This window comes from Bacillus sp. ISL-18, from assembly GCF_018613415.1.
Classification (GTDB): Bacteria; Bacillota; Bacilli; order Bacillales; family Cytobacillaceae; genus Neobacillus.
In genome coordinates this window covers 122,538-137,184 of the sequence record NZ_JAGGQG010000011.1, presented here as the reverse complement: position 1 = coordinate 137,184, position 14,647 = coordinate 122,538, and the positions used below count along the sequence as shown (strand labels likewise).

Genomic DNA, 14,647 nt, shown 5'->3' with positions numbered 1-14,647 from the left:
ACTATTCTGTATATTTTAATTTTTTATCCCCTCGCCTTTAATTCAGCCAATACTCTTTTATGTTCTTTTTCATCCAAGTTGTAGAAATAGATGGCCACAAGCTCGATAAGAACAAAGACTGCTGGAATAGCGGTCATGGTAACTAAAATACCATTTAATGCGGTTGGCGTTTGGGCGTGATTGGCAACATAACCGAAGTTGGCCAAAATTAAACCTGGAACAATGCCTCCGATGGCCATACCAAACTTAAAGAAGAATCCAACTAATGCGTAAATAACACCGCTTGCACGTTTGCCAGTCTTATATTCACCATAATCGATCGTTTCAGGGATTAATGCCCATGTAAAGGCACCTGCCGTGATGGTCCCTAATGCGGCAATTAAACGCCCTGCAAATACTAGTGGAACCATGGATGCAGGAATAACGAATAAAGCAATTAAGCCGATTGCCTTAAAGGATAAAGCAGTAAATAGTAACTTTTTCTTCCCCATCCATTTATACATCATTGGCATTAATGGCATAAGGATGAGTGCAGGAAGCGTTCCCATTAAACCATACCACTTAACCAAGTCCGGTCTTGCAACGTTATAAGTGACATAATAAATTCCAACCGAGTTGACGATGGAGTTAACACCGAAATTAAGAATAAAGAAAAAACATACGATGACTAGCGGCCGATTGGCCTTTAATTGAAGAAAGATATCTTTAAAATTAACTTTTGCATCTTTGGAGTGATTAATTTGTACTCGTTCTTTTGTATTCATGAAGCTGTAAATTAATAGAAGGGCACCTAAAACTCCCATGATTGACATGGTTATTTGCCATCCAGTACTTGTTTTTCCAGTTGCATTTGTAAAAAGTCCGGCTAAAAGCGGTACTCCAAAGGAAACAATTAAGCCACCAGTATTTGAAAATAACATTCTAACGGAGGTTAAACTGACAACCTCTTTGTTATCTTGGGTAATCGCTGAAGTAAGCGCGGCATAAGGAATGTTAATTACTGAATATGTGATCGATAACAGAATATAAGTAATATAGGCATACACTAGTTTCATAGGATCAGAAAACGAAGGAGTGGTAAAACAAAGAATCGCTACCCCAGCAAATGGAAAGGCACCATATAAAAGGTATGGACGAAATCTTCCGTATTTAGTATTTGTTTTATCAACAAATGTTCCAATAAGCGGATCAGCTACTGCGTCAATCATACGAACGATCAGGAACATAAATCCGGCGGCTGCGGCTGAAATTCCAAATACATCAGTATAAAAGAATAATAGATAACTACTTACTGTTTGATAAATGAAGTTACAAGCTAAATCCCCAGTGGCATATCCGATCTTTTCCTTCATTCTAATTTTTCCTGTTGGAAGTACTGTTATTTTTTCAGCAAGGTTTGCACTCATTCTAATCCTCCTTTTGTAATCAAACATCTATAGAAAACATGAAGCGGGAAGCAGAAATCTACTTTGTTTGTCCCTTATACAAACAAAGTAATCATAAAGAATACTTCTTCTCCTTTCTCTCATCCTTATGATAGAAATCATACCGGCAGATATCCATTGAAAAACTATAGTTACCCACACTTCAATTTTTCACTTATACCAAATAATCGAACATATTAATTCGAATAATTCTAGAATTACTTTGGGATTTTTCCCTGTGAGATCACCTATTTTTTCCAATCTATAATTCAACGTATTTCTGTGAATTTTCAGTTTTTTTGCTGTTTGGTTAATATCCCCATTTTCCTCCACATATATTTGCAATGTATGGAAAAGCTCCTGATTGTTTCCCGAACCTTCTAATACCGATAAGACGTTACTAGGATAATCCCTATGATCGGAAGCGAGATCTATAAATAGCCTTAAATGATGATAATAATAGATCTTTTCTGAGGGTTTTATTTTCACACCCACTGTCAAAGCATCAGCAGCCTGTTCCAGTGATAGGGCGGCAAATTCCTCCTTTTCACCTATCGCTACCTTTTCAATCTCTTTTCTGTCTAATAAATAAGTTATTACTTCCTCAAAGCTGCTATGTTCGGTAATAAACAAGACCCTCCTGCTGTTATCAATGGTGGAATAATGTCTTAACCTATCAAAAAACGCCTTTATGTCCTTTGAATGTAAATTTCCCTTTATTAAGATGGCTTGACAGTTCCTTGTAAGGTCGATGCCATACATTTTTCCTTGTTGTAAAAACTCTTCATCATAGCTTGTTTTTCGATACGATAATTCATGGTAAAATGTCTCACGCTTGATTCTGTCATTTTGAGCTTTCTTATTTATGGTTTCTTGTTCAATTAGAAGTTTTGCGGTTGCCCCAACAAGCTTACTAAAGGGCCTCACTTCATCAGGATCGCCTGTAATCCCAATGACACCAATAATTTCACCATTTACAATAATAGGTTCATTGACGCCCGGCTTCATCCCGTCTCCTTCAGTATAAATCTCATTGATGCTCTTGGTGGCAATGACCTTTGTTGCTCCCTTATGTAATATTCCTATCCGTTTCTTATCTCCACTTCCAATAATCAACCCTTTTTCATCCATGAGATTAATATTGTAGGGGATAACTTTCATCATTTCCTTTGTGACCTTTTCTGCTATCGGCTTCGATAATTTCATTACATCACCTTTTCTAAGCTGCTATTTATTATTAGTTTAAACCTGCTAAACTATTTGATAAATAGGACAAATCTCATTTTACCGCCTAGCTTTTGATCACATTTGCCTAGCTAAATTTAAAAATCTTATTACTTGTTCAGAGGTTTTTTGCAGGTTTTTCTGTCCATTTGCTAATGCTTCTTCCAGTGAATAAACTCCTTGCATACTACAAAAAATAGAATCAATCTTCTCATACAATGAATCAATATTTTCACCAATGCTTCCTGCGATTGCCACCACTGGCTTATGATATTTCTTAGCAACTGAGGCAACTCCAAAGGGGGTTTTTCCAAATTTAGTCTGGAAGTCAATACTGCCTTCCCCAGTCCAGACCATATCTGCATCCTGGACTTTCTCTTCCAGTAATGTATATTCTATAACCATATCAATGCCTTTTTTTAAAGTCCCATTTAAGAACACCATTAGTCCAGCACCCAATCCTCCCGCTGCTCCCGCTCCAGGTACATCGAGTAGGTCTAAATTAAGCTCTGCTTTGATTATTTTTGCATAATTCATTAAGTTTTTATCTAATAATTCAACAACCTCTGGTGTAGCACCCTTTTGTGGGCCAAACACAACGGAGGCCCCCCGCTCTCCACAAAGTGGATTATTGACATCACAGGCTACCTCAACGGTGATATCTTTTATACGCGGATCAAAATTTGTCAGATCAATTCTTGCTAAACGGCCTAGCTCTCCTCCGCCAAAACCAAGCTCCTCGCCATTTGCATCGAGCAGTTTTCCTCCTAAAGCCTGTACTAATCCAGCTCCGCCATCATTTGTAGCACTTCCACCGATACCAATTAATAGTTTATTTACCCCCTGATCTAAACAGGCTTTTATTAATTGACCTGTACCGTAGGTGGTGGTAACTAGAGGATTCCTTTCTTCTTTTCGTACTAAATGGAGGCCACTTGCACTAGCCATTTCAATTACACCTGTTTTACCGTCTCCTAATATCCCATAGGGGGCGTCCACTTCATTTCCTAGAGGACCTATTACTCTTGCCGTAAATATTTCGCCACCAGTAGCATCAACCAGCGATTGCATCGTGCCTTCACCACCATCGGCCATTGGAACTTGAATACACGTTATCTGATTATTTACTTTTCTAATTCCACTTTCCATTGCCTCGCATGCTTCTTTTGCTGTCATACTTTCTTTAAATGAATCCGGAGCTAACACGATGACAAAGTCTTTGTTCATGTTTCCTCCCTCCTTTCCTTTTTATATAAGCAGATCAAACATTGCAGCAAAATTTTTTTCCTTGCGGCGCCATAAGTAAAGCGCTTTCTAATGAGAATATTAATCTATTACTTGTTATTTTGGTATAGTCAGCGCAACAAATATATTTGTGCATTTGCATAGAATAAAGGTTTTAAAGTAGGGAATATAAAGGAATTATAGCGGGTTTTGCGACTTTAGATTTTCCTGATTTTAGTGCAAAAGCAAAGAAGTTTCGAAAAAGATTCTCTGTAAAAAAGCTGATTCTTGGTTTCTGAATCAGCTTCTTTATCGATAACATTTTATTAACCTTTAACAGATCCAGCAGCAATGCCTTCCACAATTCGATCACTTAGAACAAAGAAAGCAATCAGAACTGGAATGATACTAATCATTAAGGTCGCACCAATCGCGCCCCAATCTGTTAAATACTGTCCGACAAAGTTATTAACCCCAACCGTGATGGTTTTCCATTTATCAGAACTTAAGAACGTATTAACAAACACGAATTCGTTCCAGTTGTAAATCATGTTAATGATCACTGTTGTTGAAAGTACTGGTACAGTCATTGGCAGTGTTATTTGGAAAAAGATACGATGAATTGAACAGCCATCAATTACTGCTGCTTCTTCTACCTCTCTTGGAAGGGATTTGTAAAATCCGCTTAGAATCATGATCGTGATTGGTAAGTTGAAAGCTACATACGATAATATGACTGAAATAGGATTATCGATTAAATGGACTGATTTAAAGGTATTAAATAATGGGATTAGTGTTGAATGAAGCGGAATCATATACCCCGCCATAAACAACCCTAGAACTAAACCGCTGAGCTTCCATTGCATTCTTGTAATCGCGAATGTCACAAAGCTAGCTAGAATAACAGTTAGTACAACCGCAATTACAGTGTAAATCACACTATTTAAAAAGTAAGCATCAATATGTCCAGCAGTCCAAGCCTTCAGATAGTTGCCCCATTGTGGATGTTGAGGTAATGAGAATGGGGACATACCAAAGACCTCTTGATTGGTTTTTAAGGAAAAAAGGAATAACCATATAAGTGGGTAAATCTGGATAATAGCAATGATTCCTAGAATAAAATAGAGAATTCCGTAGCCAATCTTTTTTCCAAACGTATTACTAGTTTTATATGAAGCGGATAGGGTCGAATGTGTTTGTCTCTCATATGCAACTTTACTCATCTTATTCACTCCCCTTTTTTTAATAATCTACATCTTTAGTAGATAGTAGTTTTTGGATTAACCAGGTCATCAGCATACAGATAACAAGTAAACCAAACCCGATGGCACTTCCGTAACCAAAGTTATATTTTGTGAATGCTTCTGTATACATATAGGATGCCATAACCTCACTCGCATGGTTAGGGCCGCCGCCAGTCAAGACGAAAATTAAATCAAAATACTTTAATGAACCAACGATGGCTAATATGACCATTACTTTGATGACTCCTGCGATTAGCGGAACTTTAATCTTATAAGCAATTTGAAAAGCTGTGGCTCCATCAATTTTCGCTGCTTCAATCAGTTCTTCAGGAACATTCTTTAGTGCCGCGTAGAAAATAATAATATAAAAACCAGCATATTGCCAAACAATTGGGATAAAAAGGGCATATAATACGATGTTTGAATCTGCCAACCAAAGGGGTGGGTTTTCAACACCAAATGTCATTAACAATCTGTTGATCATTCCGTTAGACGGGTCAAAGATCTTCGCCCATAACTGTGCTATTGCAACAGAGGATAACAACATAGGGATTAGGTAAATTTTTCTTAAAAAGTTAGCTCCCTTAATCTTACTAGCTAAAATTAACGATAAAATCAAGTAACCAATTAAGCTGATTGTGGAGAAAATACCGAGTAATAAGGAATGCCAAGTACTTTGCCAAAACATTTTGTCATGAATTAGATTTTTGTAGTTCTCTAAACCTATAAACTTCATCTTCCCGATGCCGTTCCAGTCCATTAAACCATAATAACCTGTTTGAACGATTGGGATGTAAATCAAAATAAGAATAAGTAGTAAGGCAGGAAGTACGTAGAGGCTTATGGCTAACTTGTTTGACATTACGTTTTTCATTTTCTATACTCCCTTCTAATTAAAAACGTAAGCGCCTTGGGTTGGGGCGACAGGCTTAATTCGAGCCTTCTTGAAGGATTGAACTAAGCCTGTCGCTCCTAAGCGCTGAAGCTGAATAGTCTAAAGTAGATAGAGAGCATATTTTGTATGCCCTCTATCTTTAAGAGAATGAGTTACGCTTAATTACTTTTGTTCTTTAGCAAGAGCATCTGCCTGTTGTTTAGCAAAGTCTTTCGGCGTAATTTGTTTTCCGAATAGAGCTGTCATTAAATCATGGTGCAACTCTGATACAGCCGGGCTGGATTGAGTATCAAAATACGTCGTAACGTTGGATGCTTCACTCAAATCCTTCAAGATATCAATGTACATTGGAGAAAGTTTCAAACTAGATGTGTCTACTTTCGTTGCAGGAATAACACCAGCATCTGTAACTGATTTTTTACCCCATTCTTTCACTAAGAATCCAACAAAATCCTTTGCTTCTTTCTTCACTTTAGAATCTTTCGCTACGAATAAACCAACGCCAGGGCCGCCAACATAACTGTTAATGTCTGTACCTTTACCGCCTTCATAAGTTGGGAATTTAAAGTAGCCAATCTTATCTTTAAACTCTTGTTTCACATCAGGGCTTGTTGTATAGTTTGGTAATTCCCAAGTAGCGGTTAAGAACATCGCTGCTTTTTCATTCATAAAGTAACCTTTTGCATCTTCATTTGATAAGGCGCTTGCACCTTTTTCAAAGCCGCCCATATCTACTAAGTTTTGAACTTCTTGAGCTGCTTTTACAACAGCAGGGTCTGTCATTTTTGCTTTTCCATGAATTACATCTGTTAAAATCGTTGGTCCACCGATACGATCTGCTAGATACATAAACCAGAAGGATGCTGGCCAGCCATCTTTAGCGCCTACAGTCGCAGGGGTAACTCCATTTTTTGCTAATGTTTTCACGACATTTTTATATTCTTCAAATGTTTTAGGAACTTCTAGGTTATATTTCTTGAAAATTTCTTTGTTGTAGAAAACATATGAAATGTTTAATTCTAATGGTAAACCATACGTTTTACCATTAACCGCATACGATTCTTTTACACCAGGGATAAAAGCATCTTTAAGAGCTGGATCTCCATTAACGACATCGTCTAATGGCTCTAACATGTCACCTTGTACATAAGGCTGGATAAATCCATCTGACCATGTCATCCCAATGTCAGGTAATTCATTGGATGAAGCTAAAACTTTAAGCTTGTCTCTGTATTGATCAGGGCTTAGAATTTCTGTTTCAATTTTTACATCTTTATGCTGTTTTTCATAATCAGCAATGATATTTTTTACAATTGAAAACTGTGCATTTGAACTGCCTTCCGGCCATAAATGCATAAATTTAATCACTTTCTTACCGCCGCTTGAAGCGCTTTCTTTACCAGAAGAACTTGATGAAGAACAGCCAGCAAGCGCTAAGGCAGCAAGCATTACCAAGGACATCAAGACTGAAATCGTTTTCTTTTTAAACAATTGTTATTCCCCCTATGACCTTTTATTTTGTTTGTTTACATTTATAAGTTTAGCATTCAGATAGTTTTGAAAATAGGTCACTACGATTAGGAAAAATACCACTATTTTTAGAAAGCCCTTTCACAGGAAAAGCGGAAGCGCCTTGATCAGCCCCGACAAGCACAAGACAGGCCGGCCGAAAGGTTGTTTTTTAACCTTTTGGATGGATTGGCTTGTGACCTCGAGGGGCTAGGCGCTGGAGCTAGACAATAAGAAAAGCGGAAGCGCCTTGATCAGCCCCGACAAGCACAAGACAAGCCGGCCGAAAGGTTGTTTTTTAACCTTTTGGACGGATTGGCTTGTGACCTCGAGGGGCTAGGCGCTGGAGCTAGACAATAAGAAAAGCGGAAGCGCCTTGAACAGGGGCGACAGGCATAAGACGAGCCGGCGAGAAGGCTGTTCTTTAGCCTTCTTGACGGATTGGCTGTAGATCTTCGAGCCCCTAGGCGCTGGAGCTGGACAAGTATAACGGCGCAAACAAAAAACTCCCAGCAAAAAATAACTGGGAGCCTGTGTTACGCAAATGATTGAAACTTCTTTTACTTTTGTTCTTCAGCTAATGCGTCTGCTTGTTGTTTAACGAAATCGTTTGGGGTTACTTGTTTTCCGAATAGAGCCGTAAGTAATTCGTGGTGTAATTCGGATACAGCCGGGCTGGATTGAGTATCGAAATAAGTTGTAACATTGGAAGCTTCGTTCAAATCCTTTAATATATCCATGTACATTGGTGAAAGTTTCAAATTGGATGTATCCACTTTTGTTGCCGGGATGATCCCTGCATCCGTAACAGATTTTTTGCCCCATTCTTTTACGAAAAATCCCACAAAATCCTTTGCTTCTTTTTTAACCTTTGAATCTTTCGCTACGAATAACCCTACACCGGGGCCCCCTACATAACTGTTGATATCGGTGCCTTTACCGCCTTCGTAAAGCGGGAATTTGAAGTAGCCAATTTTATCTTTAAACTCTTGTGGTACATCAGGGCTTGTTGTGAATGCCGGCAATTGCCAAAGTCCAGTTAGAAACATGGCCGCTTTTTCATACATGAAATAATCCACGGAATCTTCATATGATAATGTGCTTGCCTCTTTTACAAAACCGCCCATATTAACTAAATTTTGAACTTCTTGTGCTGCTTTTAAAAGTGCTGGGTCATCCATTTTTGCTTTTCCATGTATAACATCGGTTAAAATAGTCGGTCCGCCAATACGGTCTGCTAGATACATAAACCAGAAGGATGCTGGCCATCCATCCTTTGCACCTACAGTAGCAGGGATCACTCCATTTTCCGCTAGTCTTTTCACGACGTGTTTATACTCTTCAAATGTTTTAGGGACGGCAAGGTTATATTTCTTGAAAATTTCCTTATTGTAAAAAACATATGAAGTGTTCAATTCTAAGGGCAAACCATACGTTTTTTCATTAACTGCATAGGACTCCTTTACGCCTGGGATGAATGCATCTTTAAGTGCTGGATCGTTATTAACGATATCGTCTAACGGCTCTAACATGTCAGCATTTACGTACGGTCTAATAAATCCATCTGACCAAGTCATCCCAATGTCTGGTAATTCATTTGCAGTAGCTAAAACTTTAAGCTTGTCCTTATATTGATCAGAGTTAACAATTTCTGTTTCAATTTTTACATCAGGATGTTGTCTTTCGTAATCAGAGATGATACTTTTCACGATGGAATACTGAGAATTCGAACTGCCTTCCGGCCATATATGCATGAAATGAATCACTTTCTTGCTGTCGTTTAAAGCCATTACATCACCAGACGACCTTGATGAAGAACAGCCAGCAGCTATTGCAGCAAGGAGGATCATGAATACCAAAACTGATATCATTTTCTTTTTAAACAATGGTTATTCCTCCCATGACCTATTATTATCTTAGCTGTTTAGATTGATAGGTTAGTATTCAGATCGTTGGAAAATAGGTCTTAGGAAAGAGAACCCAAATTATTGGACAGCCTTTTCATTATAATTTTTACGATAGGCGCTAGGTGTTTCTCCTTCCATTTCCTTAAAAATCTTAATAAAATATTTTGCCGTTTTGTAACCAGATTCCTCTGCAATATCAGCAATTGGAAGATTAGTTGACATTAATAATTCCTTGGCGCGCTGGATCCTCCTTCTTGTTACATATTCACTGAACGTTAGTTTAACATGATCCTTAAATAAAACACTTAAATAACTTGGATTTAAATGAACATGGTCGGCAACTTCCTTTTGGGAAAGTTCATTTTTCAGATGTTGATTAATATAATCGAGCGCTTCACGGATTGGCAGCCGATTGGAAGGACTTTGGGTGTTTACATCAACAAGTTTAGTATCCACCACTTTTTCAATCAATCCTGCCCGTTCTTGTTTCTCCACAGCCTTCACAGCATCCTCTACTGCTTCAATTAGATTTTTTTTGCTAATTGGTTTTAATAAATAGTTAATAACCCCGAGACGAAGAGCCTCATGGGCATATTCGAATTCCGAATACGCAGAAATAACAATAATAACAGGTGACATGTTTTGCTCTTTGATTACTTTTAAGAGCTCTAAACCAGTCATTTCCGGCATACGAATGTCTGTTAAGAGGATATCAATCTTTTGCTGACGCATGATTTCGATTGTTTCCTCCGCATTAGCAGTCGTAATGATTTGGTATTCCCCTTGTGCCCATGTATCCAATGTCTTCTTAAGCCCTTGCCGGGTTCTTGGTTCATCATCAACTATTAAAATCGTTCGTCTATACAACTTGGGTCTCCTCCATTTTCACGGGAATTTCAAAAGAAATCGTTGTACCGTTATTTACCTCACTTGAGATCGTCAAGCCCCTTTTTAAATGAGCATGATAGTATAATAGAAGGCGTTTAAAAACATTGGAAATCGCCATCCCATTTCCCTTTAAGGATGGGCCTCCCCCTTCCGTCATAGACTGTTTTACAACATCTAACTTTTCTTGATCCATTCCAGGACCATCATCATGTACAAGTATTTCGAGGTACTGAGTATCAGCTGAAGGTTGGATCGATACAGTAATCATACATGGCTTGACCGTATTCCCTGCCCCATGAATGACAGCATTCTCCACCAAAGGCTGTATTAATAATTTTGGTATTTTTACTTCATCCCAATCAACATCAATATTCAAATTCCAATTTAACTGGTCTCCAAAACGCATTTTCATAATATCCAAATAATCTTCAATATGTTTGATTTCTTCCTTGATTGATACCCAATCACTATCGGATTGTTTGGTAATGGTATAACGAAATAAGTTGGACATCGCAATGACAAGGTCGGCAAGTTCCTCTTCTTCTTTATCATCAAGTGACCATCTGAGAGCGTCTAATGTATTAAAAAGAAAATGGGGATTGATCTGTGCCTGCAGTGCCTTTAGTTCACTTTGACTGCGAATAATTTCTTTTTGATAAACCATTTTTATGAGATGATTGGTTTCCTTAACAAGCTGATTATAGGTACTGTTCAATTCATTGATTTCATTAACAGTTGGGACAGAAGGATTCAAGGATAAAGAACCTTCGCTTGCTTTTTGCATTGTTTTTGTCAGTTTAATAATAGGTCTTGTAATGATGGTTGAAAGAAATAATGAGCTGCTAAAAAAGATAAACAGCCCTATGATTCCGGAAATCATAATCCCCATTTTCAAAACATTAATCCCTTTAGTAAGCGCTTTAACAGGAGTTAAAATAATAAGCGTCCATCCGGTATTTTTCGAGGCTTGTTTTGTAACCATATAATCCTTATGGTCTAGGGATATAATTGATTTATCATTGTTTATAATCGGGGCAGGCGAACCAGAATAGTTAGACAGAATGGGCTTTAAATCCTTGTCTAGTAATATAGAATATTGATTGATACCACTATTGTCTTGGTTTGCGAATTGAAAATAGTTTTGATAAACCCTTATAAGTAGATAGCCGCCTTTCCCATAGTCATTCCCCATGAGATTCACTTGTCTAAGGGCTAAAATATAATCAGAATTATGAGGATCTTCTCCTATCCAAACCAAACGGCCCTTTGCTTCATTGGCCTGCGTGATCCACCGCTTACCAATGCGGGCAGTTAACTTGGAGTCGTCATTTGGTAACAAGCGATTCTGATTTTTCGTAAAAATCTCGAATGAGAAGATTCCTTCCGTATTAGCTTGAATGGTATTAACTGTTCCTTTTGCTTCTTGAAGATCAGAAAAACTTACTTTTCTGTCTAAATAGGCTTTTGATAAAATTCCCTGAATTTTATCATTTGTCATGACAAGCTTTGAGGCCGTATTCACTTGTTCATATAGTGATTCCAATCTTCCATTTGCCTCAATTGCTGTTTGCTGGATTTGCTTTTCTCCATTATTGTTCAGCATATTGGAAACTTGATTAAAAGTTAAACTGCCAACGATTAATAAAACAATAGCCATGACAATTAAAAAGACGACTAAAATTTGATTTCTCATTGTATTCCATCTCTGCAATTTGGAAAGCATTTGGCCACCTTCTACCAGTATTCATTTTTAATCTAATCATAACTTATTTTAGTATAAAAATAAGTGAAAACAGCAAAAAAAAGGACCAGAAAAATTTAGTAATTTTCCGATCCCTTTTTACTATAAATATACCTAGTCTAAGTTTAATAACTCACTTACGGTTAGAAGCTGATAACCTTCAGATTTAAGCTCAAATACAAGCTTCTTAACCGCTTCTATTGTTTGAGAACGATCTCCAAAGCCGTCATGAAAGATTAAAATACTTCCATTACTCACACACTTCTTTGAGGCTGATAGTATATGCTCTACTCCAGGCTGCTCCCAGTCTTGAGCCTCCATATTTAATGCTCCAATCATAGGATACCCCTTATCCTTTAGGATTGAGATCGTATCATTATTATAGTCTAGATATGGAGGCCGGAAGACAACGGGGAGTTGTCCAGTCAATTCTTGGATTATTTTCTCATTTCGTTCAATTTCCGATAAACAGTCAGCAGGACTTAACTCCGATAATTTAGGATGGGAAAACGTATGATTGCCGATTTCGTGTCCTTGTTCGGCCACTTCTTTTACTATTTCGGGATTTTTTTCCATTTGTTCACCAATCATAAAAAACGTTGCTTTTCCTCCTGCCTTTGCAAAAATATCCAACACTTCCGGTGTATAAATTGGATTCGGACCATCATCGAACGTAATAGCAACTGCCTTTTGTGATGTAGAAACTTCGTTAATCATAGTTAGCTCGGTCAATTGGATTCACTCCCTACAGAAAGTAATTATTTGTGAGGTTTATTGGGCTATTGACTACCCATGGTACTCTTTTTTCGCTTGCTCGGTCGGCAATAAGGGCCATTGACTACCCTTGGCACTCTTTTTTCTCCTGCTCGGTCGGCAATAACGTCTATTGACTACCTCACTAGAGACCGAACCATTAATAAGGTCCTCTAATAAAATCCTTTACATTTTCCTGATAAAAACGTTGAAGCTTCTGTTGTTCTTCTTCTGTAAACGATTTTGTATCCAAGGCTGACAGATTTTGCTCTACTTGTTTCACGTTTTTAAATCCAGGGATGATGCAGGTAATCTCTTTTTGATCCAAAATCCAGCGAAGTGCCGCACTTGCCATAGAATTCCGTCCCTCTGAAATCCATTTAAGCTGATTAGCTAATTCCACACCCTTTTGAAAGCCAAGCCCTGCAAAAGTTTCTCCTACATTGAAGGCCTCTCCATTTTCATTAAAACGGCGATGGTCATCCGCTTCAAACACATGATTACTTGAGAATTTCCCCGTAAGCAGTCCGCTTGCTAGCGGTAATCTAACGAGAAGCCCTACGCCTTTTTGATAGGCCTCAGGGATTAAATCCTCTAATGGCTTCTGACGGAAGATATTAAAGATAATCTGAAGGCTTTTAACATTAGGATATTCCAAACAAATAAGCCCTTCTTCTACCGTTTCAACACTAACTCCGTACTGACGGATTTTCCCTTCTTGCTTCAATCGGTCAAGTACCTCAAATACACTGCCATCCCGCAATATTTCAGTTGCCGGGCAATGAATTTGATACAAATCGATTGCTTCCCGCTTTAGGCGGCGGAGACTGTCCTCACAATAAGCACTTACCGTTTCATAGCTGTAATTATTGGGATCAAAGATATCTCCCTGCCGGCAAAACTTAGTTGCGATATGGATTTGATCTTCACGACCCTTTGTAGCTTTGGCCAATAATTCCTCACTATGTCCATCCCCATAAACATCAGCTGTATCAAAGAAATTAACACCTTGACTAATGGCATAGTCAAGAGATCTCAAAGCTTCTTCGTCGCTTGTCTTTCCCCATGCCCCGCCGATCGCCCATGTTCCAAAGCTTACTTCACTGATTTTGATTCCTGTATTTCCTAATTCCCGATAGTTCATGTCATCATCTCCAATAAATAAATTAAATGCGGTTCCACTGAAAACCAATTTCCTTCAAGAATGCCCTAGCCAATACCATATGCCCAGCAGCGGAAGGATGAACCCGGTCCCAGGCAATGGTTGCTGGATAGAGCTCCTTTAATAGTTCATTAAAAGCAGCTTGTGTATCTACAAATAAACAGCCCGTCTCTTCGGCAATTTGGTGAACGATTTGTCCATATTGGTCCATCGTTTTGCGCATCTGGTCCTGTTCATTACTTTCCAAATAAAATGGAGTCATGAGGACAAGCCCCTTTGTGAGCGGCTTCGTTTCTGTGACAAGCTTCCGAAGGGTTTCCTCATATTCGTCAAGGTATACATGCCATTCTTTTATGAAAGGAGTATCATACTGCCGCCAAACATCGTTGATGCCAATCATGATTGATAACCAATCTGGTTCCTGATTCATGACATCCGCCTGCCACCTGGTTTTAAGATCACGAACTGTGTTGCCGCTAATCCCCTTATTGACTACTCGGATGCCCAATTCCGGGTAAACAGCTTGCAGAAGTGCATCTACATAGGATACATAACCTTTCCCTAATGCACCAAACAGACCTTCACCTTCCGGCTGGGCCCGTTCGCAATCTGTTACAGAGTCACCAATAAATACTAGTTTTTGAGCTGATTCAATCTTCATCTTTATTTCCTCCAA

The 14,647-nt window shown here is 38.4% G+C and carries 12 protein-coding genes; all 12 read right to left on the bottom strand.

All coding sequences use genetic code 11. The features are described from left to right. Window positions 1–23: 23 nt before the first annotated feature. The 12 genes from J7E81_RS18295 to J7E81_RS18240 all read right to left on the bottom strand — a co-directional run bounded on the left by J7E81_RS18295 (window position 24) and on the right by J7E81_RS18240 (window position 14,632). The gene (locus J7E81_RS18295) at window positions 24–1,406 is read right to left on the bottom strand and encodes a glycoside-pentoside-hexuronide (GPH):cation symporter (protein WP_215044640.1); all 1,383 of its coding nucleotides are present in this window, start codon (window positions 1,404–1,406) and stop codon (window positions 24–26) included. Window positions 1,407–1,595: 189 nt separating this feature from the next. Further along, window positions 1,596–2,630 (bottom strand): CdaR family transcriptional regulator, encoded by a 1,035-nt coding sequence (locus J7E81_RS18290; RefSeq protein WP_215044638.1) that lies wholly within the window; start codon window positions 2,628–2,630, stop codon window positions 1,596–1,598. 96 nt (window positions 2,631–2,726) lie between these two features. Further along, entirely contained in the window at window positions 2,727–3,875 is a 1,149-nt protein-coding gene (locus tag J7E81_RS18285) for a glycerate kinase family protein (RefSeq protein ID WP_215044636.1), read from the bottom strand. 323 nt (window positions 3,876–4,198) lie between these two features. Next, on the bottom strand, window positions 4,199–5,095 hold the full coding sequence (locus J7E81_RS18280) for a carbohydrate ABC transporter permease (RefSeq protein WP_215044634.1): 897 nt from the start codon (window positions 5,093–5,095) through the stop codon (window positions 4,199–4,201). 19 nt (window positions 5,096–5,114) lie between these two features. Next, window positions 5,115–5,990 carry a carbohydrate ABC transporter permease gene (locus J7E81_RS18275; protein ID WP_215044632.1) on the bottom strand — a complete coding sequence of 292 codons (876 nt, stop codon included), beginning with the start codon at window positions 5,988–5,990 and terminating at the stop codon, window positions 5,115–5,117. A gap of 183 nt (window positions 5,991–6,173) precedes the next feature. Beyond that, a complete protein-coding gene (locus tag J7E81_RS18270) occupies window positions 6,174–7,472 on the bottom strand; it encodes an extracellular solute-binding protein (RefSeq protein ID WP_215044813.1) in 1,299 nt (432 codons plus the stop codon). Between the two features lie 608 nt (window positions 7,473–8,080). After that, window positions 8,081–9,391 (bottom strand): extracellular solute-binding protein, encoded by a 1,311-nt coding sequence (locus J7E81_RS18265; protein ID WP_215044811.1) that lies wholly within the window; start codon window positions 9,389–9,391, stop codon window positions 8,081–8,083. 114 nt (window positions 9,392–9,505) lie between these two features. Continuing rightward, the gene (locus J7E81_RS18260) at window positions 9,506–10,294 is read right to left on the bottom strand and encodes a response regulator transcription factor (RefSeq protein WP_215044630.1); all 789 of its coding nucleotides are present in this window, start codon (window positions 10,292–10,294) and stop codon (window positions 9,506–9,508) included. After that, window positions 10,287–12,008: a cache domain-containing sensor histidine kinase gene (locus J7E81_RS18255; RefSeq protein WP_308162234.1), complete on the bottom strand. Its 1,722-nt coding sequence runs from the start codon at window positions 12,006–12,008 to the stop codon at window positions 10,287–10,289. The genes J7E81_RS18260 and J7E81_RS18255 overlap by 8 nt, the downstream gene beginning before the upstream one ends. A 162-nt stretch (window positions 12,009–12,170) precedes the next feature. Next, complete coding sequence (locus J7E81_RS18250; protein ID WP_215044810.1) at window positions 12,171–12,773, bottom strand: polysaccharide deacetylase family protein; 603 nt, start codon at window positions 12,771–12,773, stop codon at window positions 12,171–12,173. A 196-nt stretch (window positions 12,774–12,969) separates the two neighbouring features. Continuing rightward, complete coding sequence (locus J7E81_RS18245) at window positions 12,970–13,953, bottom strand: aldo/keto reductase (protein ID WP_215044627.1); 984 nt, start codon at window positions 13,951–13,953, stop codon at window positions 12,970–12,972. Window positions 13,954–13,975: 22 nt separating this feature from the next. Continuing rightward, on the bottom strand, window positions 13,976–14,632 hold the full coding sequence (locus J7E81_RS18240; RefSeq protein WP_215044625.1) for an SGNH/GDSL hydrolase family protein: 657 nt from the start codon (window positions 14,630–14,632) through the stop codon (window positions 13,976–13,978). Window positions 14,633–14,647: the final 15 nt, after the last annotated feature.

Excerpts from the sequence above, each read along its gene's own strand:
- J7E81_RS18295 (WP_215044640.1), bottom strand. The coding sequence starts at position 1,406 with ATGAGTGCAAACCTTGCTGAAAAAATAACAGTACTTCCAACAGGAAAA.
- J7E81_RS18290 (WP_215044638.1), bottom strand. The coding sequence starts at position 2,630 with ATGAAATTATCGAAGCCGATAGCAGAAAAGGTCACAAAGGAAATGATG.
- J7E81_RS18285 (WP_215044636.1), bottom strand. The coding sequence starts at position 3,875 with ATGAACAAAGACTTTGTCATCGTGTTAGCTCCGGATTCATTTAAAGAA.
- J7E81_RS18280 (WP_215044634.1), bottom strand. The coding sequence starts at position 5,095 with ATGAGTAAAGTTGCATATGAGAGACAAACACATTCGACCCTATCCGCT.
- J7E81_RS18275 (WP_215044632.1), bottom strand. The coding sequence starts at position 5,990 with ATGAAAAACGTAATGTCAAACAAGTTAGCCATAAGCCTCTACGTACTT.
- J7E81_RS18270 (WP_215044813.1), bottom strand. The coding sequence starts at position 7,472 with ATGTCCTTGGTAATGCTTGCTGCCTTAGCGCTTGCTGGCTGTTCTTCA.
- J7E81_RS18265 (WP_215044811.1), bottom strand. The coding sequence starts at position 9,391 with ATGATATCAGTTTTGGTATTCATGATCCTCCTTGCTGCAATAGCTGCT.
- J7E81_RS18255 (WP_308162234.1), bottom strand. The coding sequence starts at position 12,008 with ATGAGAAATCAAATTTTAGTCGTCTTTTTAATTGTCATGGCTATTGTT.
- J7E81_RS18250 (WP_215044810.1), bottom strand. The coding sequence starts at position 12,773 with ATGATTAACGAAGTTTCTACATCACAAAAGGCAGTTGCTATTACGTTC.
- J7E81_RS18245 (WP_215044627.1), bottom strand. The coding sequence starts at position 13,953 with ATGAACTATCGGGAATTAGGAAATACAGGAATCAAAATCAGTGAAGTA.
- J7E81_RS18240 (WP_215044625.1), bottom strand. The coding sequence starts at position 14,632 with ATGAAGATTGAATCAGCTCAAAAACTAGTATTTATTGGTGACTCTGTA.